This is a genomic window from Burkholderia sp. AU19243 (assembly GCF_018148075.1).
Taxonomy (GTDB): domain Bacteria; phylum Pseudomonadota; class Gammaproteobacteria; order Burkholderiales; family Burkholderiaceae; genus Burkholderia; species Burkholderia latens_A.
Genome location: NZ_JAGSTV010000018.1, coordinates 39,723 through 64,932 on the forward strand (window position 1 = coordinate 39,723; position 25,210 = coordinate 64,932).

Consider the following 25,210-nt stretch of genomic DNA (forward strand, 5'->3'; position numbering starts at 1 on the left):
ATCCTGACGCATGAACCGCCCCGATCCCGACCAACTCCTCGACAAGCTGCAGCGCGATGAAGAAAAGCAGCGGCGCGGCCAGCTGAAGATCTTCTTCGGCGCGTCCGCCGGTGTCGGCAAGACCTACGCGATGCTGCAGGCCGCGCGCCAGCGGCTGCAGGACGGCGTCGACGTCGTCGTCGGGATCGTCGAGACGCACGGCCGCGCCGAAACTGCGGCGCTGCTCGACGGCTTCGACGTGCTGCCGCTCGCGCACATCGAATATCGCGGCCGCACGCTCACGGAGTTCGATCTCGACGCCGCGCTTGCGCGTGCGCCGCAGCTGATCCTCGTCGACGAACTCGCGCATTCGAACGTGCAGGGCGCACGGCATCTGAAGCGCTGGCAGGACGTCTACGAACTGCTCGACGCGGGCATCGACGTGTACACGACGGTCAACGTCCAGCATCTCGAAAGCCTGAACGACGTGGTCGGTGCGATCACCGGCATTCGCGTGTGGGAAACCGTGCCCGATCGTGTATTCGATGCGGCCGACGAAGTCACGCTGGTCGACCTGCCCGCCGAGGAACTGCTCGAGCGGATGCGCGACGGCAAGGTCTATCTCGCGCAGCAGGCCGAGCGCGCGGTGCGCAATTTCTTCCGCAAGGGCAACCTGATCGCATTGCGCGAACTCGCGCTGCGGCGCACGGCCGATCGCGTCGACGCTCAGATGCGCGAGTACCGCGCGGACCGTTCGATCCAGCGCATCTGGCAGGCGCGCGAGCGGTTGCTCGTCTGCGTCGGGCCCGGCCCGGAAGCGCCCACGCTCGTGCGCGCGGCCGCGCGGCTTGCAGCGAGCGTGAAGGCCGACTGGATCGCCGTGTACGTCGAGACGCCGCGGCTGCAGCGGCTGCCCGACGCGCGCCGGCAGCGCACGCTCGACGCGCTGAAGCTCGCGGCCGAGCTGGGCGCCGAGACGGCCACGCTTGCCGGCGACGACGCGCTCGCCGCGCTGATCGGTTATGCGAAGGTGCGCAACGTGTCGAAGATCGTGGCCGGCGGCTCGTCGAAGGTCGGGCTCGCCCGCCGCTTCGCTCGGCCGTTCGGCGAGCGGCTCGCCGAGCGCGCGGGCGACGTCGACCTGATGCTGATCCGCGCATCCGCGACCGACGACGCACGTGCGGCGCCGCGCGACGCGCGCGCCCGCGACTGGCGCGACGCGTTCGCGCAGTTCGGCATGCGGCGTTCGCCGCCGCGCCATTATGTGTATGCGGCCGCGATCTGCGCGGCGATCACCGGTGTCGCGAGCATCGTGTCCGCGCGGCTGGACCTGACGAACCTCGTGATGCTGTATCTGCTTGGCGTCGTGTTCTCGGCCGTGCGGCTCGGGCGCGGGCCGGGCGTGCTGCAGTCGTTCCTGTCGGTGGCCGCGTTCGACTTCTTCTTCGTGCCGCCGCGGATGTCGTTCTCGGTCAGCGACACGCAATACCTGCTGACCTTCTTCGGGATGCTGCTCACGTCGCTCGTGATCAGCCATCTGACGTCGACGCTCACGCGTCAGGCGAGCGTCGCGCAGCATCGCGAGCGCCGCACGGGCGCGATCTACGCGATGGCGCGCGAACTCGGCGCGGCGCTGACGACCGAGCAGATCGTCGAGATCGGCAGCCGGCACGTCAGCGAGGTGTTTCGCGCGCGCGTCGCGTTCCTGCTGCCGGACAGCGCTGACCAGGTGCGGCAGAAGATCGAAGAGCCCGACGCGGCCGTGACGCTGACCGGCCCGGAGCTCGACAGCGATGTCGGCCAGTGGGTGTACGACCAGCAGAAGCCGGCCGGCCGCGGCACCGACACGCTGCCCGCGACCGCTGCGTTGTACCTGCCGCTGAAGGCGCCGATGCGCACGCGCGGCGTGCTCGCGGTCGCATCGCGCGAGCCGCGCGAACTCGAGGTGCCGGAACAGCAGCGGATGCTCGATGCGTTCGCGGCGCAGATCGCACTTGCACTCGAACGCGTGCACTACGTCGAGATCGCGCGCGACGCGCTCGTCAACATGGAATCCGAGCGGCTGCGCAATTCGCTGCTGTCGGCGATCTCGCACGACCTGCGCACGCCGCTCACCACGATCGTCGGTTTCTCGTCGATGCTCGCGAACGGGCGCGCGGCCCGTGCATCGACTGACGACGCGGCGGCGGAACGTGCCGCGCAACGCGAAGCCGAGCTGGTCGACGCGATCCACGACGAGGCGCTGCGGATGACCGGCATCGTCACGAATCTGCTCGACATGGCGCGGCTGCAGGCCGGCAGCCTGCAGCTCAAGCGTCAGTGGTCGGTGCTGGAGGAAACCGTCGGCGCCGCGCTCGCCGCGTGCAAGCGCGTGCTCGCGCGCCATCCGGTGCGCGTCGCGCTGCCGGCCGACCTGCCGCTGCTGCAGACGGATGCGGTGCTGATGGAGCGGCTGTTCGCGAACCTGTTCGAAAACGCGGCGAAGTACACGCCGGCCGACACGCCGATCGACATCGGCGCCGAACGCGTGACCGACGACGGCCGCGCGTTCGTGCGCGTGCACGTTGACGATTACGGCCCCGGCCTGCCGCCCGGGATGGAAACGCGGATCTTCGACAAGTTCACGCGCGGCGAGAAGGAATCTGCGACGCCCGGTATCGGCCTGGGCCTCGCGATCTGTCGCGCGATCGTCGACGCGCACGGCGGTACAATCGGCGCGCTCAACCGTACCGGGCCCGACGGCCGCGTGGCCGGCGCGCGCTTCTGGTTCACGCTGCCGGTCGACACGCCGCCGCCCGCGCCTGCGGTACCCGACGACGACCTCGACGCGCCCGGCGCGTCGCCTTCTTCCGAGCCGTTGCCAGACCATGAGTGAACCGAGCCTGACCGTCGTCCTGATCGAGGACGAAAAACAGATCCGCCGCTTCGTGCGCGCCGCGCTCGAGGAGGAGGACATTGCCGTGTTCGACGCGGAGACGGGCAAGCAGGGGCTGATCGATGCGGCGACCCGCAAGCCCGATCTCGTGATCGTCGACCTCGGGCTGCCCGATACCGACGGCATCGACGTGATCCGCGAATTGCGCGGCTGGTCCGACGTACCGGTCATCGTGCTGTCGGCGCGCACGCAGGAAGAGGAGAAGGTGGCCGCACTCGACGCGGGCGCCGACGACTATTTGACGAAGCCGTTCGGGGTGTCCGAGTTGCGCGCGCGGATTCGCGCGCAGCTGCGCCGGCGCAACCAGGGGGGCGCCAACGAGTCGCCGAAGGTCGGTTTCGGCAACGTGACGGTCGATCTCGCGCTGCGCCAGGTGTGGCGCGACGGCGAGATCGTGCATCTCACACCGCTCGAGTACCGGTTGCTCGCGACGCTCGTGCGGCACGCGGGGCGCGTGCTTACGCACCGCCAGCTGCTGCGCGACGTGTGGGGGCCGTCGCACGTCGAGAGCCCTCACTATCTGCGCATCTACATGGCGCATTTGCGCCAGAAGCTCGAGCGCGATCCCGCGCAGCCGGAGCACATCGTCACCGAAACGGGCGTCGGCTACCGGCTCGTCGGCGCCGCATGACGTGCGCGGCGTGCGGCGCGATGCGGCCGGAATGTCACGCCGCACGGCGGTGCAGTGGCTTCGGCGCGACATTGCGGCCGCCGGCACGGCTGCTTACACCGCTTGCGCATTCCCCGCTATGCTGATCGTTCCGCGAACGCATCCGAGGAGCGTGCAATGTCCGTCCGTCTGATCGTTATCGCTGCGCTGGCGCTTGCTGCATCGGGCGCGTTCGCGCAGCCGCTGCCGCCGGGCCAGCAGCCTTCTGCGCCGCGTGCGGCGCTCGCCAATCCCGCGTCGGTCAATTGCGAGAAACTCGGCGGCCGTCACGTGATTCGCGACCTGCCGCGCGGGCAGGTCGGCATGTGCGTGTTCAAGGACGGCCGCGTGTGCGACGAATGGGCGCTGTACCGCGACGATCGCTGCGTCGGCGGTGTCGGCGCGAAGCGCGCGTCGAAGAGCGGCTGAACCAGGCGGGCGGGCGCTTTCCCCGCCATGACCTGCCCAGGCCCGCAGCGGCCGGCGCCGGCGGCATCCGGCGCCGCCGTAAGCGCCTTGTTATACTCGCCGCCGCCCGGGGACGGCCCCGGGCCATTCGCTTCAACGGGGACGGCCCCATCCGATACGGAGTACGTCGCGATGGCGTGGGTATTGTTGTTGATCGCCGGTTTGCTGGAAGTGGCCTGGGCGGCCGGCATGAAATCGTCCGAGGGCTTCACGAAACTCGGACCGTCGGTGTTGACGATCGTGACGGCGCTCGCCAGCTTCGCGCTGCTCGCGGTCGCGATGCGCCAGTTGCCGCTCGGCACCGCCTATGCGGTATGGACGGGCATCGGCGCGATCGGCGCGTTCGTGTTCGGCATCGTGGTGATGGGCGAGGCGTTGACCGTCGCCCGCGTCGCGAGTGCATCGTTGATCGTGATCGGGCTGATCGGCCTGAAACTGTCGTCGGCCACCTGAGGCCGCCTGACATGGCATGCCGGCGCGCCGGACAACCGGCACGCATCCGGCCCTGACGCACTGCGGAATTGCGCCGGCCGTGCCGATAGCCTGTCTATAATGGAACGCATTCGGGCCTGAATGCCGTCGTGCCGTTCGCGGCACGCGGTGCTGGTCGCCACGCGCCCCGCGGCCGGTCATACCGACTCGATCCGATCAATCGGCAAAACGCACGGAAAGTGCAAGGAGAGGGCCATGATCGAAGCCATTTCGCTCGGCGCGGGGCTCGCGTGGGCGAGCGGGCTGCGCCTTTATCTGACGGTGCTGATCGCCGGCGTGCTCGCGCGGGTCGGCTGGCTGCATCTGCCCGATACGCTCGCGGTGCTGACGTCGCCGTGGGTGATCGGCGCCGCCGCGGTGCTCGCCGTCACCGAATTCCTCGCCGACAAAATTCCCGCGTTCGACTCGCTGTGGGACGCCGTGCACACGTTCATCCGCATTCCGGCAGGCGCGGTGCTGGCCGCCGGCGCGCTCGGCCATGCCGATCCGACCGTGCTCGCGGTCGCGGGGCTGGCCGGGGGCTCGCTCGCCGGTGCCGCGCACGTCGCGAAGGCCGGCACGCGCGCGTTGATCAACCTGTCTCCCGAGCCGATCTCGAACTGGGTCGCATCGTCCACCGAGGACGGGCTCGTGTTCGGCGGCCTCGCGCTCGCATTCTTCGTGCCGCTCGCGTTCCTGGTGCTGCTCGCGGCGTTCATCGCGGCGTCGGCGTGGGCGTTGCCGCGTCTGTGGCGTGGCGTGTCGGGCGGTTTCCGCGGGATGGCGAATCATATGGTGTCGCGGCTCAATTCGATCGGAGGCAAGCGCGATTGAAGGCGCCGCCATCCGTCGAGCGGCAGTACGCTGATCCGTCGGCCGGGCGTCACGCCCATGCCGGCCGCTTCGGCTGGCACGATCTGATCCGGCAGGCCGCGCGCATGACCGCACGCGACTGGCGCGCCGGCGAACTCACGCTGCTCGTGCTGGCACTGGTGCTGGCCGTCGCCGCGCTGACGAGCGTCGGCTTTCTCGCCGATCGCTTGCGCCAGGGGCTCGAGCGCGACGCGCGCCAGATGCTCGGCGCCGATTTCGTCGTGCGCGCCGATCATCCCGTCGACCCGTCGTTCGATCGCGAGGCTCGCTCGCTCGGGCTGCGTACCGCGACGACCGCGATTTTCCCGAGCATGATCGCGCCGGCCGCCCCGGGGCCCGCGGGCGGCGCGGCGCCGTCGCGCCTCGCGGCCGTGAAAGCAGTGTCTGCCGGCTATCCGTTGCGCGGCGCGGTCGAGATCGTGCCGGCCGGCGCGCAGGCTGCGCTGAAGGCGGACGCGATCCCCGCGCCCGGCACCGTATGGGCCGATCCCGCGCTGCTCGATGCGCTGCATCTGAAGGCGGGCGACACCGTGCGGGTCGGCCTGCGCACGTTCACGGTCGCCGCGTCGATTTCCCGCGAACTCGATCGCGGCTTCTCGTTCGTCAATTTCTCGCCGCGGCTGATGATGCGTGCGGACGAGCTCGCGGCCACCGGGCTCACCGGGTACGGCAGCCGCGTCACGTACCGGCTGCTGGTTGCCGGAAACGCGCAGGCCGTTGCGCGCTTCGAGGCCTATGCGCACGGTCGCGTCGACGGCGGCAAGCTGCGCGGCGTCGGCCTCGAATCGCTTCAGGAAGGCCAGCCGCAGGTGCGCCAGACGCTCGACCGCGCGCGTCATTTCCTGACGCTCGTCGCGCTGCTGACCGCACTGCTCGCGGCGGTCGCGATCGCGATGGCCGCGCAGCGCTACATGCGGCGCCATCTCGACGGCTGCGCGACGATGCGCTGTCTCGGTGTGAGCCGCCGCACACTCGGCGCGCTGTTCGCACTCGAATTTGCCGGCATCGGCATCGTGTCGGGCGTCGCGGGCGCGGTGCTTGGCTACGGCGGCCACTGGGCGCTGCTTGCCGCGCTCGGCAGCCTGATCGACGTCGTGCTGCCGTCGCCGACACCGTGGCCGGCGCTCGTCGGAATCGGCGCCGCGCTCGTGCTGCTGCTCGGCTTCGCTTTGCCGCCGCTGGCGCCGCTCACTCGCGTGCCGCCGGTGCGCGTGCTGCGCCGCGACTGGGGCGATGCGTCGCGCACCGCGTGGGCCGCGTATGCGCTCGGCGTCATGCTGTTCGCCGCACTGCTCGTCATCGCCGCGGGCAACCTGAAGCTCGGCCTGATCGTCGCCGGCGGGTTCGCGGGCGCGCTGGCCGGTTTCGCGCTGATCGTGCGGCTCGTGCTGTACGCGGCCGCGCGCGCGGTACGCAATGCACGCGTGGCGGCCGGTATCGGATGGCGCTACGCGCTCGCGTCGCTGCACCGGCGCGGCACGGCGAGCGCGCTCCAGATCACCGCCCTCGCGCTGGGACTGATGTGCCTGCTGCTGATCGCCATCACGCGCAACGACCTGGTTGCCGGCTGGCGGCAGTCGACGCCGCCCGATGCGCCGAACCAGTTCCTGATCGACATCCAGCCCGACCAGCGCGACGACGTCGCCGCGTGGCTCGCCGCGCACGGCGTGCGCGACGCGGTGCCCGCGCCGATGGTGCGCGGGCGGCTCGTCGCGATCAACGGCAAGCCGGTGAACCCCGATGCGTATCCGTCCGACGAAGCGCGCCGCCTCGTCGACCGCGAGTTCAATCTGTCGTATACGACCGAGTTGCCGTCCGACAACCGGATCGTCGAAGGCGACTGGTTCGGCACGTCGTCGCGTCCGCAGATTTCGATCGAGGCCGGGCTCGCGAAGACGCTGAACGTGAAGCCTGGCGACACGCTGCGTTTCGACGTGACGGGGCTCACGGTCGACGCGCCGATCACCAGCGTACGCAAGCTCGACTGGGGCTCGTTCCGCGTCAATTTTTTCGTGCTGATGCCGCCGCCGGTGCTGAAGGACTTCCCGGCCGTCTATCTCACGAGCTTTCATCTGCCGGCTGCGCAGGCGGCGCTGCTCGATCCGCTGATCGCACGCTACCCGAATCTGACCGCGATCGACGTCGCGCCGATCCTCGCGCAGTTGCAGCGGATGATGCTGCAGGTGGTCGGCGCGGTGCAGTTCCTGTTTGCGTTCACGCTCGCGGCCGGCGTGCTCGTGCTTTTCACCGCGCTCGCCGGCTCGCGCGACGAGCGCGTGCGCGAGGCCGCGCTGCTGCGCGCGCTCGGCGCGTCGCGCGCGCAGGTGAATGCGGTGCAGCGCGCCGAATTCATCGTCGTCGGCGCGCTGGCCGGCCTGCTGGCGTCGTTGGGCGCGATCGCGGTCGGCTCGGTGCTCGCGTCGCGCGTGTTCGACTTCCAGCTCGCCGTCGATCCGTGGCTCGTGCCGGCGGGCATCGCGGCCGGCGTCGCGTGCGCCGGTGCGGCCGGCTGGCTGAGCCTGCATAATGTGCTGCGGCGCCCGGCGCTGCAGTCGCTGCGCGACGCATGAGCGTTGCCGGCGACCCCGACCATCCCGTTTCCGATTATCCGTATGACCGATGTGAATGATGAGGCGCCGTCGCAGCCGACGGCGTTCGAGCTCGTGGGCGGCGAAGCCCGCGTGCGCGACATGGTGGACCGCTTTTACGACCTGATGGATCTGGAGCCCGAGTTCGCGCAGATTCGCGCGCTGCATCCGGCGTCGCTCGACGGCTCGCGCGACAAGCTGTTCTGGTTCCTGTGCGGCTGGCTCGGCGGCCCCGATCACTACATCAGCCGGTTCGGCCATCCGCGGCTGCGCGCACGGCACCTGCCGTTCCCGATCGCGTCGGTCGAGCGGGATCAGTGGCTGCGCTGCATGGCGTGGGCGATGGAAGACATCGGGCTGCCCGAGCCGCTGCGCGAACGGCTGATGCACTCGTTCTACGATACGGCCGACTGGATGCGCAACCGGCCCGGTTGATCGACCGGTACGCTGCCGTTCCGGTGCAGGACGATGTGCGTCTGGGCGGCAGCGCCACGCGGCGCGACACTGACTGTTTCCGATCGATACGAGGCGAGTCCGATGACCACCCAGGCTTTGTTTCGCGAAGACGCATACCTGACGCAATGCGACGCGATCGTCGTTGCCGTCGGCGACGACGGCATCCGGCTCGACCGCACGGTGTTCTATCCGCTCGGCGGCGGCCAGGCCGGCGACAGCGGCACGCTGACGCGGCCCGACGGCATTGCGATCACGATCGCCGATACGCGCAAGGCGAAGTTCGACGGCGCGACGCCCGACGATGCGGTGCACGTGCCTGCGGCCGGCCAGGACGCGCGCGTCGCGTCGCTCACGCCCGGTATGCGTGTGGTCGCGGCCATCGACTGGCCGCAGCGCTACCGGCGGATGCGGCTGCATACCGCCGCGCACCTGATGTGCGCGGTGCTGCCGTATCCGGTCGACGGCTGCAGCGTGACGGCCGACTACGTGCGGCTCGATTTCGCGACGTCGGACGCGATCGACCGCGTCGACGTCGAACGTCGCCTCGCGGCGCTGGTGCACGGCGCGCATCCAGTCACGACCGAATGGATCACCGACGCGGAGATGGCCGAACGGCCCGAACTCGTGCGCACGATGAGCGTGAAGCCGCCGATGGGGCTCGGGCGCGTGCGATTGTTGCGGATCGACGGCATCGACCTGCAGCCGTGCGGCGGCACGCACGTGCGCAACACGTCGGAAATCGGCGGCCTGCGGGTCGCCAAGCTCGAAAAGAAGAGCGCGCGGACACGGCGCCTGGTACTGGAGTTTGCATGACGGTCGACAACCCGGGGCGAGCGGACGCCGCCGCCGCGCTCGATCCGCAAGCGCGCGAGATTCTCGATTTCTGGTTTGGTGCGCCGGATTCGGCGGCGTTCGGCCACGCACGCAGCGTGTGGTTCAACGGCGGCGCGGCGTTCGACGACGTGCTGCGCGCGCGTTACGGCGCGCTGCTCGACGCCGCATGCGACGGCGCATGCGATCACTGGGCCCGCACGCCGCTCGGCGCGCTCGCGCTGATCGTGGTCCTCGACCAGTTCTCGCGCAACATTCATCGCGGCACGCCGCGCGCGTTCGCCGCCGATCCGAAGGCGCTGGCGCTCGCGCGGCGCATCGTCGCCGCAGGTTGGGACGCGCAGTTGCCGAGCGGCCACCATCGTGCGTTCGCATACCTGCCGTTCGAGCATGACGAGTCGGACGAAAGCCAGCGCGAGGCGGTGCGGCTGTGCGCAGGCATTCGTCGGGAGGCCGGATGCGAAAGCTATCACGACTTCGCGTTACGTCATGCGGCCGTCGTCGAGCGCTTCGGCCGGTTCCCGCACCGGAACGCGATCCTCGGCCGCGCGTCTACCGGCGACGAAGCGGCCTTCCTGCGGCAGCCAGGGTCGTCGTTTTGACGCGGGGACAGCGGCGAGCGGCGCGGCCGGCATGAGTCCCCGTTCTGGCGTCGCGGGCGGCGGCCTTCGGCCCGCGCGTGGCCGAGCGGCGACGTCGCCGCCGCGCGGCGCCGCGTTCGGTTACGGCGCGTTGTGTTGCTCGGGCGTGCGCACGTAGACGCGCAGCATTTCCTTGTCGTCGCCCGGGCGCGCGCCGCTCCAGAACAGCTTCCATTCGTTGCCCGGCGACGGATCGACGGTCCGCACGCCCTGGACGATCATCCACGTGCAGCGCGTGGTCTTCGCGTCGTCAATCGGCGTGTGCTGGATGCCGGAGAAGTAGTACAGCATTGGTGCTTCGGATTCACCGAGCCCGTGCAGACTCGCCATGCAGTCGCCGTCGTTCCATTCGAGCGCGAGATGCGCGTTCAGGTCGTCGAACACCGACCGGTAGCTCTTCGCGACGTCGAGCCACGGCAGCAGCAGCGTGTACACGAGCCCCCACGCGGCCAGCGCGCCCGCACTCCACGACAGCGCGCCGCGCCACGGGCCCGTTGTGCGCAGCTTCGGCAGCAGCGTCAGCCAGCCGATCGTCAGCACGAGCGCGCCGAGCACGAGCGCCGGCACGATCGGCATCGTCCAGTCGAGCGGCAGCCAGCGGCCGAGCGGCGCGATGCTCGCACGCGACGCGCCCGGATCGGCCATCGTCGCCCAGATCGCCCACGCGAGCACGACGACGGTGCCGAACAGCAGCCGGCTCAGGTAGTCCCACGCGAGATGCAGCCCGCGCGGCAGGCGGTCGATCGCCTGCGCGGCGACCAGCGAGAGCGGCGCAAAGAACGGCAGGATGTAGAGCTGGCGCGAGGTCGCCGATACCTGCAGCACCGCGAGGCCGATGCCCACGAACAGCACCGGCAGCCCGATGTGCGGCGTGCGCCAGTCGCGCCATGTGCCGCGGGCGAGCGCGACGATCGCGAGCGGCGCGACCGGGAAACCGACCAGCAGGAATGCTCGCAGGATGAAGAGCGGCTTGTCGTTTTCGGCGCCGAGTTCGGGCACCGAGAAGCCGAAGAAGCGGCCGACGTTGTTGTCCCAGAACCACGTCATGAACAGCGTCTCGGAGCGCAGGAACAGCACGGTCGGCCAGATCAGCGCGAACGGCGCGAACACGAGCGCGGCGACGCCGAGCGAGCGTGCGAACGCGCGCGTCCGGCAGGCGGGGTAGAGCACCATCGTACCCACGACGGTGGCCGCGAACACGAGCGGCACGAACAGCCCCTTCGCCATCAGCGCGATGCCCACGCCCGCGCCGAACATCGGCGCGGCCCACCGGCCGGCCGGCCGCACCGGCAGCCCGTGCTGCACCTGCCGCCCGCGTGCCACGTGCTGCATCACGAGTTCGAGCAGTCCGCAAAAGCCGATCGCGGCGCCGGCGAACAGCGCGACATCCGTGATCATGTCGTGCACGTGCTTGATGACGACGAGCGTGCCGGCGCTCAGCACGACCGGCCCGATCACGCGCAGGTCCAGCCAGCTGTCGGCGCGGCTCGCACTGCGCGCCGCGCGTGCGATGAAGCCGAATGCGAGCGCCGCGAACAGCGCGCTCGCAAGCCGGGCGGCATCGTGCAGCGGCATCACGCGCTGCAACAGCCATGCGAGACTCGTCGCGACCCATGCGTAGAGGGGCGGCTTTTCCATGAACGGCAACCCGGCGTTGGTCGGCACGACGAAGTCGCCGGTCTCGAGCATGTGCTGGATGATGCCGAACGTATAGGTTTCGTCCTGCTTCCACGGATCGTGGCCGAGCACGCCCGGCAGCGTATAGGCGCAGAGCAGCGCTGCCACCAGCATCCACACGCGCCAGCCGAGCCGCAGGATGCGATCGCGGGCTGCGCCGGGCGCGGCGGTATCGGCCGCGGCGAACGGGCCGGCGGCATGGAGTGTCGTGCTGAGGTCGGGATCGGCGGGGGATCGGGCGTGCGCCGAAGCGGGCGCGGACGTGCGTCGCCGGCCGGGCGCTGCGGTTCCTGGCATGGAAAAGATCTCGTTCGGGTCAAGCTGGTCCGGCGGCATGGGCCGGCACCATTAGGGTCACATCGACGCGACATGACAGCCGGATGACGGCTGCTGGCGTTCGGCGCTAGTAAAGCACGGAACTGTTACGGATGTTTACCTGGACGCTCACGATTTTGTGGAGATTTGTGGTGTCGTGACCGCGTGGCGGGTCGCGGCGGCCCGCCGGGACACTTTACGGGTGCGATTACCGTCCGCCGCCGACGTCGAGCAGCGCACCGGTCGTATAGGACGCCGCGTCGCCGAGCAGCCAGACAATCGCTTCGGCGACCTCGTGCGCGGCGCCGGCCCTGCCAAGCGGCGTCTGCGCGCCGAGACGTGCCGCGCGGCCCGGCTGGCCGCCGCTCGCATGGATGTCGGTCTCGATCAGGCCGGGGCGCACCGCGTTCACGCGCACGCCGTGCGGGCCGAGTTCCTTCGCGAGGCCGATCGTCATCGAATCGACCGCACCCTTCGAGCCCGCGTAGTCGACGTACTCGTTCGGCGACCCGAGCCGCGACGCGATCGACGATACGTTGACGATCGCGCCGCCGCGCCCGCCGCGATCGGTCGACAGCCGGCGCGCGGCTTCGCGCGCGCACAGATACGCGCCGAGCACGTTGGTGTCGAACATCCGGCGCAGTCGGTCGAGCGGCATGTCGGCGAGCGGCGTCGACGGTGCGACGATCCCCGCATTGTTGACCAGCGCGTCGAGGCGGCCGAACGCAGCCGTGACGGTGTCGAACATCGCGATAACGTCCGCTTCGTTCGCGACGTCGCCGGCCACCACGCACGCGCGGGCGCCGGCGTCGCGCACGGCCTCGGCGGTCAGCTCGGCCGCCGCCGCGTCGCGTGTGTAGTTGATGCCGACGTCCCAGCCGCGCGCGGCCGCCAGCACCGCGGTCGCGCGGCCGATGCCGCGGCTCGCGCCGGTGATGAGGACGACTTTGCGCTCGGACGGTGCGGGCATCGCGGGCGGTTCCGGAATGGTGTTACTTGGCTGCGTCCGGCGCCCACTTGTCGCGGGCGGGCGGCTGGTAGCCGCGCAACTGCTCGATCAGCGCGGCGGGCTCGGAAGCGATGCACAGTGCGTCGAAGTAGGTGGGGCGCATGAAGCCTTCGTCGACGGTATGGCGCAGCAGCGCGATCAGCGGATCGTAGAACGAATCGATGTTGTACAACGCGACCGGCTTGCGGTGATAGCCGAGCTGCGCCCACGTGTAGACTTCGAACAGCTCTTCCAGCGTGCCGGCGCCGCCGGGCATCGCGACGAATGCGTCGGCGAGGTCGGCCATCATCTTCTTGCGGTGGTGCATGTCGGGCACGACGTGCAACTCGGAGAGCCCCGTATGGCCGACTTCCTTGTCGACGAGGAGCTCGGGGATCACGCCGACCGCACGGCCGCCGGCCGCCATCACTTCATCGGCAATCACGCCCATCAGGCCGACGCGGCCGCCGCCGTAGACGAGCGTGAGGCCGGCATCGACGAGCGCGCGGCCGAATGCACGCGCGGCATCCGCATAGACGGGCCGCACGCCGGACGACGAACCGCAATACACGCAGACTGCCTTCATTGTTTCGTATCCTTCGCGGCGGGCTTGGCGGCGACCGGACTGCCCGCCGGGCGCGGCGAACCGTCGCGCGGCGGCAGGTAGTCGGCGAACTGGCGCTTCGGCAGCTTGCCGGAGACGAGATCGTCGAACAGCTGGCGCGACCGGCCGCGCAGGTACGGGGCCATGATCGAGATCACGTGCATGCTGACCTGGTGCAGCTCTTCTCGGATCGCGTCCTGGTCGTTGTACTTGCGCGGATGCATCACGTACTGATACGACAGCCAGTACGTCGAGATCACGGCCATGTTCGTCGCGATGACCTCGATCTCGGCCGGCGTCGCGACCATTTCGGCGTCGGACACGAGCAGCTCGCACATGTCGTGCGCGAAGCGCACCTTGTGGCTGATGATCTGCTTGAAGTGCGTCTCGAGCGTGCGATTGCGCGCGAGCAGGTCGTTCAGGTCGCGATACAGGAACCGGTAGGTCCACATGAAATCGGCCATGTACTGCAGGTAAGACCAGGTTTCGTCGATCGTCGGACGGTGATCTTCGGGGAAGCGCAGCCGCCGTTCGATCTGCTGCTCGAACTGCGCGAAGATGCTGTTGATGATGTCGTCCTTGTTGCGGAAATGGTAGTACAGGTTGCCTGGACTGATTTCCATTTCCTCGGCGATCGTCGTGGTCGTGACGTTCGGCTCGCCGATCTCGTTGAAGAGTTTCAACGACAACTCGAGAATCCGTTCGCGGGTGCGGCGGGGAGGTTTCGCTTCCATGTCGTCCGGCCCTGTGTATGCCGGACTGGCGGGCGCTGCAATCGATGCTGCGAGATTCGTCCGGCGCGGGTTGCTGTTCTAAGTCTGGCCGACGATTATAAACCGCTGTTTCCTCGCATCGGGCGCATTTCGTGTGCGCAATGCATGCGCCCGCGTGCTGCACCGCCGCATGCGCGCGTCGCGGCGGCTCCGTGAATGCGGCTAGAACCCGAGCCAGCGAGCGACGACCGGACCGAGCACGAACCCCCACGTCGTCACGCATGCGAACAGCGCGACCGTGACTGCCGCGCTGCCGAGGTCCTTCGCGCGCTTCGAAAGCTCATGGCGCTCGAGCGAGATGCGGTCGATCGCGGCCTCGACGCTCGAATTGAGCAACTCGACGATCAGCACCAGCAGCACCGAGCCGATCAGCAGCGCGCGCGAGACGGCAGGCACCGGCGAGAACGCGCCGATCGGCAGCATCAGCGCGGCGAGCGTGAGTTCCTGGCGGAACGCGCTTTCCTCGCGGATCGCGACGCGAAAGCCGTTCAGCGAATGCTTGAGCGCGTACCACGCGCGCGTGATGCCGCGGTGGCGCTTGTACGGATTCGCCGGCAGCGGCGCCAGACGGTCGTCCGGGCCGAGCGGTTCGTGCGCGTGCAGGTCCGCATCGGCGTGCGGCTCTTCCTCGTCGAACGGGCGATGCGGTTGCGCCGTCGCGGCAGGGGATGGATTGCGGTCGTTCAGGTCTCGTTTCAAACGGGTGCACCTTCGGCGGGCGAGTACGCAGTCTTCGGCAGCGGCTTCAGGTGGGAGGCGAACTGCTCGGACGCCGCGCGCCACGAGAAGCGTTCTGCCCAGGCGCGCGCGGTCTCGCGTTCGATCTTCAGCGCCTCGAGGCAGGCTTCCTGCAGGTCTTCGTGCATCGCGCCGGCATTGCCCCCGCTCAGCACGTCGATCGGACCCGTGACCGGGTAGGCCGCAACCGGCGTGCCGCATGCGAGCGCCTCCAGCAGCACGAGGCCGAACGTGTCGGTGCGACTCGGGAACACGAACACGTCGGCCGCAGCATACACCTTCGCGAGCTCGGCTTGGGACAGCACGCCCAGATAGTTCGCTTCCGGATAGCGCGACTTCAGCTCGGCGAGCGCCGGGCCTTCGCCCGCGACCCACTTCGAGCCCGGCAGGTCCAGACGCAGGAACGCCTCGACGTTCTTTTCGATCGCGACGCGGCCCACGTACAGGAAGATCGGCCGCGCGGTATTCAGCACCTTCGAGTCCATCGGCCGGAAGATGTCGAGATCGACGCCGCGCGTCCACAGCACGACGTTCGTGAAGCCGAACTTCTCGAGGTCCTGCTTGACGACCGGCGTCGGCGCCATCACCGCGAGCGACGGTGCATGGAACCAGTGCAGGAACTTGTAGGTCGCCGCCAGCGGGATCCCGAAGCGCGCCTGCACGTATTCCGGAAAGCGCGTGTGATAGGCAGTCGTGAACGGCAGCTTGCGCGCGCGCGCATAGCGGCGGGCGGCGAGACCGAGCGGGCCTTCGGTTGCGATGTGCAGCGCGTCGGGGGCGAACGCATCGATCCGTGCACGCAGTTTCCGGTACGGCAGGATCGACAGGCGAATCTCGGGGTAGGTCGGGCAGGGCACCGTGCGGAATTCCAGCGGCGTCAGCAGTTCGACGCGGTGGCCGAGCGCCGTGAGTTCGCGCGACGTGCTCTTCAGCGTGCGCACGACGCCGTTGACCTGCGGTTCCCACGCGTCGGTGACGATCATGATCTTCATCGCGGCATGTCCTGTAAGTAGGGTTGTGTCAGGCAGTGGCCTTGGCCTTGCGCGACGTGGTCTCCGACGGTGCGGTGCGCATCACCGTCCAGTAGACGATCTTCAGTTCGCCTTCCATCGTTTCGACGAGCGCGGACAGGCTTTCGACCCAGTCGCCGTCGTTGCAGTACAGCACGCCGTCGATGTCGCGAATCTCGGCCTTGTGGATGTGGCCGCACACGACACCGTCGCAGCCGCGGCGGCGCGCTTCGTCCGTCATCACGGTCTCGAACTGCGAGATGAAGTTGACCGCGTTCTTGACCTGGTGCTTCAGGTACTGCGACAGCGACCAGTACTGGAAGCCGAGCCGGCTGCGGATCCGGTTGAACCAGCGGTTCAGCACAAGGATCAGCGTGTACAGCGTGTCGCCGAGATAGGCGAGCCATTTCGCGTGCTGGATCACGCCGTCGAACAGGTCGCCGTGCACGATCCACAAACGTTTGCCCGCGAGCGTCGTGTGAAACGCCTCGCCGCGCACCTGGATGTCGCCGAACGCGAGGTCGCAGAACTGCCGCGCGCCTTCGTCGTGGTTGCCCGGGATGTAGACGACCTGCGTACCCTTGCGCGCCTTGCGCAGGATCTTCTGCACGACGTCGTTGTGCGCCTGCGGCCAGTACCAGCCTTTCTTCAGCTGCCAGCCGTCGATGATGTCGCCGACGAGGTACAGGTATTCCGAATCGTTGTGGCGCAGGAAGTCGAGCAGATACGTCGCCTGGCAGCCGCTCGAGCCGAGGTGGATGTCGGACAGCCAGATCGTGCGGTACCGGTGGGCCGACGATTCGGGCTCGTCATGTGTCGCGTGCGTCGGCGTCGGCTCGTGCGGCGACAGCGCATCGGTTGCGGCAGAGCCGGACAGGAACGCGTTGACGGCTCGGGCGCCGAGCGGTTGACGGAACAGGGAGGTCGCGGACGTTTTCTGGCCCATGCATGACTCGCGCCGGTTGACATGCACGCATTGCGCCATGCGGGCGTGACCATGCCGTGACAGTCACGAGACGTTCTTATTACTGTCGTCCCGGCGTGTTTAGCAGTGAATGCGGCAGCGTTGAGTTATCTGCCGAACCGACCGTTGGACCGGCATCCCGCAAGCCGACCGGGGCGGTCGGCGGGTATCCGCGACGAATTTCGTCAGATCAATGCGTCGTGGAGCCGAGGGCGGCGCGGGTGCCGTCGCGGATCGCGCGGCGCGTCAGCGCGGAAGTGCGACGATGCGGGTGCGGGCGAGGCGGTCGTGCGGGAACTGGCGGTCGGCATGCAGGCACGCGGCGCCCGCCCACGCGGCGATCCATGCGGCGGCAATCGCGAGCGTGACGGGCACCGGCAGCCCGAGGAGCGGATGCAGCGCGAGCGGCGGCAGGAACCACAGCCAGCCGAGCGCATACCGGACGAGTGCTTGAGCCGCGTTCAGCGGCCGCCCGCTCGACGATTCGAGCCGCAGCCGCCAGGTCTTCATTGGCAGCGTCTGGCCGCCGTGGGTCCAGAACCACACGAAATACGCGCCGACGACGAGCGCGATCCATGCGGCGAGCAGGTTGTGATGGACGAGGCCGTTGCGCTGCTGGGTCACGAGGCCGAATGCGAGCCCGGCGAAGAACACCACGCCGAACAGCAGCACGGCTTCGTACAGCATTGCCGCGAGGCGCCGGCGCACGGACGGCGTGGCGCCGGCGGGCGGGGCGGATGGCGCAGGCACGTTCGTCACGGCTGCTCAGGAACCCTTGAACAGCGAAGGCGCGTCCGCCGGCGACACCGGCGTGACGGTGGCCGGCGCGGTCGCGGGCCCGGTGCCGGACGTCGCCGACGCAGCGGGCGGCGCACCGGCGCCGGCCGATGCGGGCGCCGGTGCGACCGCCGCATTGCTCGCCGGATGGTCGTGCGCATTGACGAGCCGGCGCACATCGCGGTCGGCGACGGCCGGTGGCGCGCTGACGACGCTTGGCCGGCGGCGGCGCTCGGTCGCGGCCAGCCGTTGCTTCTGTTCTTCGGGCAATTGCTGATAGGCCTTCCACGCGCGCTCGCGCGCCTGCGCGGACAGTTCCTTCGCGCTCTGGTAGTTCTCGCGCGCGACGCGGCGTTGCTCGGGCGTCATCCGCACCCATTCGGACATCCGATCCTGCAGATGTTTCTGCGCGTCGGGCGTCAACTTCGCGAAACGCGACGCGATCTTCAGCCATTTGCGCTTGCGCGCGTCGCTGAAGCCGTCCCATTGGTCGGCGAACGGCGCGAGCGCCGCACGCTGCGCGGGCGTCAGGCGCGCCCATGACAGCGGGCCGTTGGCGGCCGGCAGCGGCAGGGGCAGCGGGGGAAGTTCGGTGCTCAGGCCGGCCGCGGCCGAGGTCGGCGCGGGTGCGCTGCTGGCCGCGGTGGAAGCCGCGGGAGGCGGGTTGAATCGGGAATAGGTGGCGACGTACGAAACGGCGATCGCGATCACGCATCCGAAAAATACGGCCAGGCCGCGTTTCTGACTCACCCGTGCGATCCCCTCGTTATTGTCTGTTAGCGTGCGTGCGAAAGATACGCGTTGAACCCGTGGTCGAGATACGCGTTGAGCGGCAGGTCGTCGCTCAGCATCGCGGCGTCGATGTCCGCGAGCTCGGCGGTGCGCTGCATGTCTTCCCAGTACGCGATGCCGACGAGCCCCGCGAGCAGCAGCGCGAGCGGCCACGCGCGCAGCAGGCGGCGCGCGAACGATGCCCGCGGGCGGTTTGCGGGCGCCGGCGCGCCGTACGTGCCGGCCCCGCCCGCGAAGGCCGGTACGAATACCGGCGCGCTCGCGGCTTCCGGCTTCTTGCGCGCGAGCGCGGCCCGGCGCGCGGCGGCCAGGCGGTCGGTGGTCGCGGCAGGCAGCGCCGCGGCACGTTCGTCCAGCGCGCGGCGCACCTTCAGCGCGAATTCGTGTTCTCGATTTACGGGAGCGGAGCTCATAGCGTGATTCCTTTGGCCTTGAGCGCTTGCGCCAGCGCGTGGGTGGCTCGCGAGCAGTGCGTTTTGACGCTGCCTTCGGAGCACCCCATGGCGGCGGCCGTCTCGGCGACATCCATATCTTCCCAATAACGCATCAGGAACGCTTCCCGTTGACGCGTCGGAAGTTTCTGGATTTCCTCGTCGATCAGGGCCAGAACCTGTTCCCGCTCGAGGCGGTGCTCGGTGCTCTCGACTCCTGCATTGTCGCCCGCCGATTCGAGCGTTTCCAGTGGATCGAAGTCTTCGTCGTCCGTATTGTTCAGCGACGAGAAGAGGGTGACCCAGGTGTTGCGGACCTTCTGCCGGCGGAACCAGTCGTGGATCGCATTCTGCAGGATCCGCTGAAACAGCAGCGGCAGCTCGGCCGCCGGCCGGTCGCCGTATTTCTCCGCCAGCTTGATCATCGCGTCCTGCACGATGTCGAGCGACGCATCGTCGTCCCGCACGGCGTACGCGGCCTGCTTGAACGCGCGCCTTTCGACGCCCGCCAGAAAGTCGGCGAGTTCCTTGTCTGATGCCATTCCGTAAAGGTATGCGCTGCGGACTGCGGCGTGTGAAAGGTCGAAAAATTTCGTAAAACCCGCGGATGCTAACAAATTTTCGCGTGAGTTGGCATCGGTTGCGGCGCGCCACGTTGCTCACGAGCCGCGTGCGCGGGCCGCCGCGCGCCGGCCATGATGCGCTGCGGGATATTTTGCTTGACGGCCCAATCTCGAGCCGCTATTGTCAGCGATTCGCAACATGAAGTGATAGTCTCATTTGAGGCTGGCCCAAGAAGCCCGCCCTTCAACTGGACGCGCCGCTTGAACCCGAGCCACAAGCCCGGCAGAGAGCACCCGATCAATTTTTTGCCGAAAATTCGAAAGGTCAAAATGAACATGCCCAGCGCGGAATTCTCCACGTCGGAACCCCTTTCCCCTCCCGATAGCGACTCCATCGGCGCCACCGTGCTCATGAAGGCACTGGCCGACGAGAACGTCGAATTCATCTGGGGTTACCCCGGCGGCTCGGTACTCTACATCTACGACGAGCTTTACAAGCAGGACAAGATTCAGCACGTGCTGGTGCGCCACGAGCAGGCGGCCGTGCACGCAGCCGACGCGTATGCGCGTTCCACCGGTAACGTCGGCGTCTGTCTCGTGACGTCCGGCCCCGGCGTCACCAACGCGGTGACCGGCATCGCGACGGCGTACATGGATTCGATCCCGATGGTCGTGATCAGCGGCCAGGTGCCGACTGCCGCGATCGGCCAGGACGCGTTCCAGGAGTGCGACACGGTCGGCATCACGCGTCCGTGCGTGAAGCACAACTTCCTCGTGAAGGACGTGCGCGACCTTGCGGAAACCGTCAAGAAGGCGTTTTACATCGCCCGCACCGGCCGTCCCGGCCCGGTCCTGATCGACATCCCGAAGGACATCTCCAAGACGCCGTGCCAGTACGAGCCGGTCAAGAGCGTATCGCTGCGTTCGTATAACCCGGTCACGAAAGGCCATTCGGGCCAGATCCGCAAGGCCGTGTCGCTGCTGCTGTCGGCGAAGCGTCCGTACATCTACACGGGCGGCGGCATCATCCTTGCCGACGCGTCGCGCGAGCTGAACCAGTTCGCGGATCTGCTCGGCTACCCGGTCACGAACACGCTGATGGGCCTCGGCGGCTATCGCGCGTCGGACAAGAAATTCCTCGGCATGCTTGGCATGCACGGCACCTACGAAGCGAACATGGCGATGCAGCACTGCGACGTGCTGATCGCCATCGGCGCCCGCTTCGACGACCGCGTGATCGGCGATCCGGCGCACTTTGCGTCGCGGCCGCGCAAGATCATCCACATCGACATCGACCCGTCGTCGATTTCGAAGCGCGTAAAGGTCGACATCCCGATCGTCGGCGACGTGAAGGAAGTGCTGAAGGAGCTGATCGAGCAGCTGCAGACGGCCGAGCATGGCCCCGACACCGAGGCACTCGCGCAATGGTGGAAGGACATCGAAAGCTGGCGCGCGAAGGACTGCCTGAAGTTCGACCGCGAAAGCGAGATCATCAAGCCGCAATACGTGGTCGAGAAAGCCTGGGAGCTGACGGACGGCAACGCGTTCGTGTGCTCGGACGTCGGCCAGCACCAGATGTGGGCCGCGCAGTTCTACCGTTTCAACAAGCCGCGTCGCTGGATCAACTCCGGCGGCCTCGGCACGATGGGCTTCGGCCTGCCGGCAGCGATGGGCGTCAAGATGGCGCACCCGGACGACGACGTGCTGTGCATCACGGGCGAAGGCTCGATCCAGATGTGCATCCAGGAGCTGTCGACCTGCCTGCAGTACGACACGCCCGTGAAGATCATTTCGCTGAACAACCGCTATCTCGGCATGGTTCGCCAGTGGCAGCAGATCGAATACAGCAAGCGCTATTCGCATTCGTACATGGATGCGCTGCCGGACTTCGTGAAGCTCGCCGAAGCTTACGGCCATGTCGGCATGCGGATCGAAAAGACTTCGGATGTGGAGCCGGCGCTCAAGGAAGCGCTGCGCCTGAAGGACCGCACCGTGTTTCTCGACTTCCAGACCGATCCGACCGAAAACGTCTGGCCGATGGTACAGGCCGGCAAGGGCATCACCGAGATGCTGCTCGGATCGGAAGATCTGTAACGGCGCGACGCGCGCCCGGGCCCGAGCGGCCGCCTTCACGAAGGGCGGTGTGGCATCGGGCGGCGCGCGGCGCGAGTGAATCGACACGGACACATTCTGGAAGAAGCGAACATGAGACACATCATTTCCGTCCTGCTGGAGAACGAACCGGGCGCGCTGTCGCGCGTGGTCGGTCTGTTTTCCGCACGCGGCTACAACATCGAAACCTTGACGGTGGCGCCGACCGAAGACCAATCGCTGTCGCGGCTGACCATCGTTTCCATTGGCTCGGACGACGTGATCGAACAGATCACGAAGCATCTGAACCGCCTGATCGAGGTGGTGAAAGTGGTGGACCTGACCGACGGTGCACACATCGAACGCGAGCTGATGCTGATCAAGGTACGTGCAGTGGGCAAGGAGCGCGAAGAAATGAAGCGGATGTCGGACATTTTCCGCGGCCGCATCATCGACGTGACCGAAAAGACCTACACGATCGAATTGACGGGCGCGAGCGACAAGCTCGACGCATTCATCCAGGGGCTGGACGCCACCGCGATCCTCGAGACCGTGCGGACCGGCAGCTCCGGCATCGGACGCGGCGAGCGCATCCTGAAGGTGTGATGCCGATATTGCAACAAGGCACGCCGGGTGCGCCGTCATGTCCCGGCCCGCAGTACCCCATCCGAACGAATTGTTGAATTTTTGAATTAGCGAAGGAACCATCATGAACGTTTTCTACGACAAAGACGCCGACCTCTCCCTCATCAAGGGCAAGCAAGTCACGATCATCGGTTATGGCTCGCAAGGCCATGCACACGCACTGAACCTGAAGGACAGCGGCGTGAACGTGACGGTCGGCCTTCGCAAGGGCGGCGCGTCGTGGAGCAAGGCCGAGAACGCAGGCCTGTCGGTCAAGGAAGTCGCGGAAGCGGTGAAGAACGCAGACGTCGTCATGATGCTGCTGCCGGACGAGCAGATCGCCGACGTCTACGCGAAGGAAGTGCACGCGAACATCAAGCAGGGCGCGGCGCTCGCGTTCGCACACGGCTTCAACGTCCACTACGGTGCGGTGATCCCGCGCGCCGACCTCGACGTGATCATGATCGCGCCGAAGGCGCCGGGCCACACCGTGCGCGGCACGTACTCGCAAGGCGGCGGCGTGCCGCACCTGATCGCGGTTGCGCAGAACAAGTCGGGCGCGGCACGCGACATCGCGCTGTCGTACGCAGCAGCGAACGGCGGCGGCCGTGCCGGCATCATCGAGACGAACTTCCGCGAAGAGACCGAAACCGACCTGTTCGGCGAGCAGGCCGTGCTGTGCGGCGGCACCGTCGAGCTGATCAAGGCTGGCTTCGAAACGCTGGTCGAGGCCGGCTACGCGCCGGAAATGGCGTACTTCGAGTGCCTGCACGAGCTGAAGCTGATCGTCGACCTGATCTACGAAGGCGGCATCGCGAACATGAACTACTCGATCTCGAACAACGCCGAGTACGGCGAGTACGTGACGGGCCCGCGCATCGTCACGGAAGAGACGAAGAAGGCGATGAAGCAGTGCCTGACCGACATCCAGACGGGCGAGTACGCGAAGAGCTTCATTCTCGAGAACAAGGCAGGCGCGCCGACGCTGCAGTCGCGCCGTCGCCTGACGGCCGAGCACCAGATCGAGCAGGTCGGTGCAAAGCTGCGCGCGATGATGCCGTGGATCGCGAAGAACAAGCTCGTCGACCAGACGAAGAACTAAGCACCGACAGAAGCAAAACGTGCTGTTCCGGCCCTTCGAGTGGAGGGTCGGTATCAAAAAGCCGTCCGAAGGCAGCAGTGCCCCGGGCGGCTTTTGCTATCCTACGGGCTTTGCAATTCACCGAACACCGAACGAACCCATGAACTATCCTCATCCGATCATCGCGCGCGAAGGCTGGCCGTTCATCGCGATTGCAGCCGTCATCGCGTTGTTGATCCACGCCGTCGGGGGCTTCGGCTTTGCGTGGCCGTTCTGGCTGCTGCTCGTCTTCGTCGTCCAGTTCTTCCGCGATCCGCAGCGCCCGATCCCGGCGCAGCCGAACGCGGTGCTGTGCCCGGCGGACGGCCGCATCGTCGCGGTCGAGACCGCGCAGGATCCGTACGCGAACCGCGAAGCGCTGAAGATCAGCGTGTTCATGAACGTCTTCAACGTGCACTCGCAGCGTTCGCCGGTCGACGGCGCGATCTCCAAGGTCGAATACTTCCCGGGCGCGTTCCTGAACGCGGCGATCGACAAGGCGTCGACCGAGAACGAGCGCAACGCGGTCGTGATCCAGACCGCAAGCGGCAAGACCGTTACGTCCGTGCAGATCGCCGGCCTGATCGCACGCCGGATCCTCTGCTACGTGCGCGCCGGCGAGCCGCTGTCGCGCGGCCAGCGTTACGGTTTCATCCGCTTCGGTTCGCGCGTCGACGTGTATCTGCCGCTCGGCAGCCGCGCGAAGGTGTCGATCGGCGAGAAGGTCTACGCGTCGTCGACGATCCTCGCCGAGCTCGAACAGTAAGCGGCGGGGACGCACGATGGCCGCATTCAAACCGCGCCGGCCGCGCAACGGCACCAGCCAGACGCCGCGCCCATTCCGCCGCAACAAGGTGCTGGCAGCCGATCCGGTGCCGAGCGAAAGCCGCCGTGCCGCGCGCCAGCGGTTCCTGAAGACGCGCGGCATCTACCTGCTGCCGAACGCGTTCACGACCGCCGCGCTGTTCTGCGGCTTCTTCGCGGTCGTGCAGGCGATGAACGTGCGCTTCGAGATCGCCGCGATCGCGATTTTCGTCGCGATGGTGCTCGACGGAATGGACGGGCGCGTCGCGCGGATGACCCACACGCAAAGCGCGTTCGGCGAACAGTTCGACAGCCTGTCGGACATGGTGTCGTTCGGCGTCGCGCCCGCGCTCGTCATGTACGAATGGGTGCTGAAGGATCTCGGCCGCTGGGGCTGGCTCGCGGCGTTCGTCTACTGCTCGGGCGCCGCGCTCCGGCTCGCGCGCTTCAACACGAACATTGGCGTGGTCGACAAGCGCTTCTTCCAGGGGCTGCCGAGTCCGGCCGCTGCCGCGTTGATCGCCGGCTTCGTATGGCTCGCGACCGACAACCGCGTGCCGATGAAGCTCGGCTGGCTGCCGTGGGTCGCGTTTGCGCTGACGATCTACGCGGGCGTGACGATGGTGTCCAATGCGCCGTTCTATAGCGGCAAGGCGCTCGACGTGCGGCACCGTGTGCCGTTCGCGGCAATCCTGCTGGTCGTCGTCGCGTTCGTGCTCGTGTCGTCCGATCCGCCGCTGATGCTGTTCTGCCTGTTCGTTCTGTACGGGCTGTCCGGCTACGTGTTCTGGGCCTACCAGGCCATGCGGGGGCGGGCGAATCCCGCGCGCTCGTCGCAGCGCGATCATTGACGCGCAACCTGCGCGGAAACGGCGGCTTCGGGCCGCCGTTTTCATTTGCCCCCTTTTCGCATCCGCGGCCCGTCCCCCCGGGCGTCGTCCGATTGCGCCCCCGGCGGAATGTCGCTATAGTCTTTGGCATGACTGCATTTCCCCGCCTCTCCCTCCTTCTAGCCGGTGCGCCGCTACGCGCGCTAGCTTCGGCGCGC

General features: G+C 67.9%; 25 protein-coding genes. 14 read left to right on the top strand and 11 right to left on the bottom strand.

The genetic code is table 11. From position 1 onward, the window contains the following. Positions 1-10 precede the first annotated feature (10 nt). The 9 genes from KDW55_RS25680 (at position 11) to KDW55_RS25720 (ending at position 9,852) form a co-directional block, all read left to right on the top strand. Entirely contained in the window at positions 11-2,854 is a 2,844-nt protein-coding gene (locus tag KDW55_RS25680) for a DUF4118 domain-containing protein (RefSeq protein WP_059546406.1), read from the top strand. Then, positions 2,847-3,545, top strand: coding sequence for a two-component system response regulator KdpE (gene kdpE / locus KDW55_RS25685; RefSeq protein WP_040144702.1), 699 nt, complete (start codon positions 2,847-2,849; stop codon positions 3,543-3,545). The genes KDW55_RS25680 and kdpE overlap by 8 nt, the downstream gene beginning before the upstream one ends. A 156-nt stretch (positions 3,546-3,701) precedes the next feature. After that, positions 3,702-3,992, top strand: coding sequence for a DUF333 domain-containing protein (locus tag KDW55_RS25690; RefSeq protein WP_040144701.1), 291 nt, complete (start codon positions 3,702-3,704; stop codon positions 3,990-3,992). 171 nt (positions 3,993-4,163) lie between these two features. Continuing rightward, positions 4,164-4,484: a quaternary ammonium compound efflux SMR transporter SugE gene (gene sugE / locus KDW55_RS25695; RefSeq protein WP_059546407.1), complete on the top strand. Its 321-nt coding sequence runs from the start codon at positions 4,164-4,166 to the stop codon at positions 4,482-4,484. A gap of 234 nt (positions 4,485-4,718) precedes the next feature. Continuing rightward, the gene (locus KDW55_RS25700; RefSeq protein WP_040144699.1) at positions 4,719-5,336 is read left to right on the top strand and encodes a DUF4126 domain-containing protein; all 618 of its coding nucleotides are present in this window, start codon (positions 4,719-4,721) and stop codon (positions 5,334-5,336) included. A 104-nt stretch (positions 5,337-5,440) separates the two neighbouring features. Continuing rightward, the gene (locus KDW55_RS25705) at positions 5,441-7,945 is read left to right on the top strand and encodes an FtsX-like permease family protein (RefSeq protein WP_249174113.1); all 2,505 of its coding nucleotides are present in this window, start codon (positions 5,441-5,443) and stop codon (positions 7,943-7,945) included. Between the two features lie 42 nt (positions 7,946-7,987). After that, positions 7,988-8,398 carry a group II truncated hemoglobin gene (locus KDW55_RS25710; RefSeq protein ID WP_040144698.1) on the top strand — a complete coding sequence of 137 codons (411 nt, stop codon included), beginning with the start codon at positions 7,988-7,990 and terminating at the stop codon, positions 8,396-8,398. A 102-nt stretch (positions 8,399-8,500) separates the two neighbouring features. Continuing rightward, positions 8,501-9,232 carry an alanyl-tRNA editing protein gene (locus KDW55_RS25715; RefSeq protein ID WP_212161582.1) on the top strand — a complete coding sequence of 244 codons (732 nt, stop codon included), beginning with the start codon at positions 8,501-8,503 and terminating at the stop codon, positions 9,230-9,232. Continuing rightward, complete coding sequence (locus tag KDW55_RS25720) at positions 9,229-9,852, top strand: DUF924 family protein (protein WP_069241589.1); 624 nt, start codon at positions 9,229-9,231, stop codon at positions 9,850-9,852. The genes KDW55_RS25715 and KDW55_RS25720 overlap by 4 nt, the downstream gene beginning before the upstream one ends. Before the next feature lie 120 nt (positions 9,853-9,972). Here KDW55_RS25720 and KDW55_RS25725 read toward each other — a convergent pair whose 3' ends face one another. The 11 genes from KDW55_RS25725 to KDW55_RS25775 form a co-directional block, all read right to left on the bottom strand. Further along, positions 9,973-11,865 (bottom strand): glycosyl transferase, encoded by a 1,893-nt coding sequence (locus tag KDW55_RS25725; RefSeq protein ID WP_212161583.1) that lies wholly within the window; start codon positions 11,863-11,865, stop codon positions 9,973-9,975. A gap of 226 nt (positions 11,866-12,091) precedes the next feature. After that, positions 12,092-12,853, bottom strand: coding sequence for an SDR family oxidoreductase (locus KDW55_RS25730; protein ID WP_212161585.1), 762 nt, complete (start codon positions 12,851-12,853; stop codon positions 12,092-12,094). Positions 12,854-12,875: 22 nt separating this feature from the next. After that, positions 12,876-13,457, bottom strand: coding sequence for a TIGR00730 family Rossman fold protein (locus KDW55_RS25735; RefSeq protein ID WP_040144694.1), 582 nt, complete (start codon positions 13,455-13,457; stop codon positions 12,876-12,878). Continuing rightward, on the bottom strand, positions 13,454-14,209 hold the full coding sequence (locus tag KDW55_RS25740) for a TetR/AcrR family transcriptional regulator (RefSeq protein ID WP_040144693.1): 756 nt from the start codon (positions 14,207-14,209) through the stop codon (positions 13,454-13,456). Before KDW55_RS25740 ends, KDW55_RS25735 begins: the two co-directional genes overlap by 4 nt. 201 nt (positions 14,210-14,410) lie before the next feature. Next, a complete protein-coding gene (locus KDW55_RS25745) occupies positions 14,411-14,947 on the bottom strand; it encodes a diacylglycerol kinase (protein WP_040144692.1) in 537 nt (178 codons plus the stop codon). After that, positions 14,944-15,978 (bottom strand): glycosyltransferase family 1 protein, encoded by a 1,035-nt coding sequence (locus tag KDW55_RS25750; protein WP_040144691.1) that lies wholly within the window; start codon positions 15,976-15,978, stop codon positions 14,944-14,946. Before KDW55_RS25750 ends, KDW55_RS25745 begins: the two co-directional genes overlap by 4 nt. Before the next feature lie 28 nt (positions 15,979-16,006). Continuing rightward, entirely contained in the window at positions 16,007-16,942 is a 936-nt protein-coding gene (locus KDW55_RS25755; RefSeq protein ID WP_040144690.1) for a UDP-2,3-diacylglucosamine diphosphatase, read from the bottom strand. A 264-nt stretch (positions 16,943-17,206) separates the two neighbouring features. Then, positions 17,207-17,710: an RDD family protein gene (locus tag KDW55_RS25760; RefSeq protein WP_040145004.1), complete on the bottom strand. Its 504-nt coding sequence runs from the start codon at positions 17,708-17,710 to the stop codon at positions 17,207-17,209. A gap of 15 nt (positions 17,711-17,725) precedes the next feature. Continuing rightward, on the bottom strand, positions 17,726-18,487 hold the full coding sequence (locus KDW55_RS25765; protein WP_040144689.1) for a DUF3106 domain-containing protein: 762 nt from the start codon (positions 18,485-18,487) through the stop codon (positions 17,726-17,728). Between the two features lie 26 nt (positions 18,488-18,513). Beyond that, complete coding sequence (locus KDW55_RS25770; protein WP_040144688.1) at positions 18,514-18,942, bottom strand: DUF3619 family protein; 429 nt, start codon at positions 18,940-18,942, stop codon at positions 18,514-18,516. Further along, on the bottom strand, positions 18,939-19,502 hold the full coding sequence (locus KDW55_RS25775; RefSeq protein WP_069241585.1) for an RNA polymerase sigma factor: 564 nt from the start codon (positions 19,500-19,502) through the stop codon (positions 18,939-18,941). The genes KDW55_RS25770 and KDW55_RS25775 overlap by 4 nt, the downstream gene beginning before the upstream one ends. A gap of 351 nt (positions 19,503-19,853) precedes the next feature. Here KDW55_RS25775 and KDW55_RS25780 point away from each other — a divergent pair, with 351 nt between their 5' ends. The 5 genes from KDW55_RS25780 (at position 19,854) to pssA (ending at position 25,013) form a co-directional block, all read left to right on the top strand. Continuing rightward, positions 19,854-21,617 (top strand): acetolactate synthase 3 catalytic subunit, encoded by a 1,764-nt coding sequence (locus KDW55_RS25780; protein WP_040144686.1) that lies wholly within the window; start codon positions 19,854-19,856, stop codon positions 21,615-21,617. 111 nt (positions 21,618-21,728) lie between these two features. After that, positions 21,729-22,220 carry an acetolactate synthase small subunit gene (gene ilvN, locus KDW55_RS25785; protein WP_034207977.1) on the top strand — a complete coding sequence of 164 codons (492 nt, stop codon included), beginning with the start codon at positions 21,729-21,731 and terminating at the stop codon, positions 22,218-22,220. A gap of 103 nt (positions 22,221-22,323) precedes the next feature. Then, positions 22,324-23,340 carry a ketol-acid reductoisomerase gene (gene ilvC / locus KDW55_RS25790; protein WP_040144685.1) on the top strand — a complete coding sequence of 339 codons (1,017 nt, stop codon included), beginning with the start codon at positions 22,324-22,326 and terminating at the stop codon, positions 23,338-23,340. 139 nt (positions 23,341-23,479) lie between these two features. Next, positions 23,480-24,124: a phosphatidylserine decarboxylase gene (locus KDW55_RS25795; protein ID WP_006491035.1), complete on the top strand. Its 645-nt coding sequence runs from the start codon at positions 23,480-23,482 to the stop codon at positions 24,122-24,124. A 16-nt stretch (positions 24,125-24,140) separates the two neighbouring features. Further along, entirely contained in the window at positions 24,141-25,013 is an 873-nt protein-coding gene (gene pssA, locus KDW55_RS25800; protein WP_040144684.1) for a CDP-diacylglycerol--serine O-phosphatidyltransferase, read from the top strand. Positions 25,014-25,210: the final 197 nt, after the last annotated feature.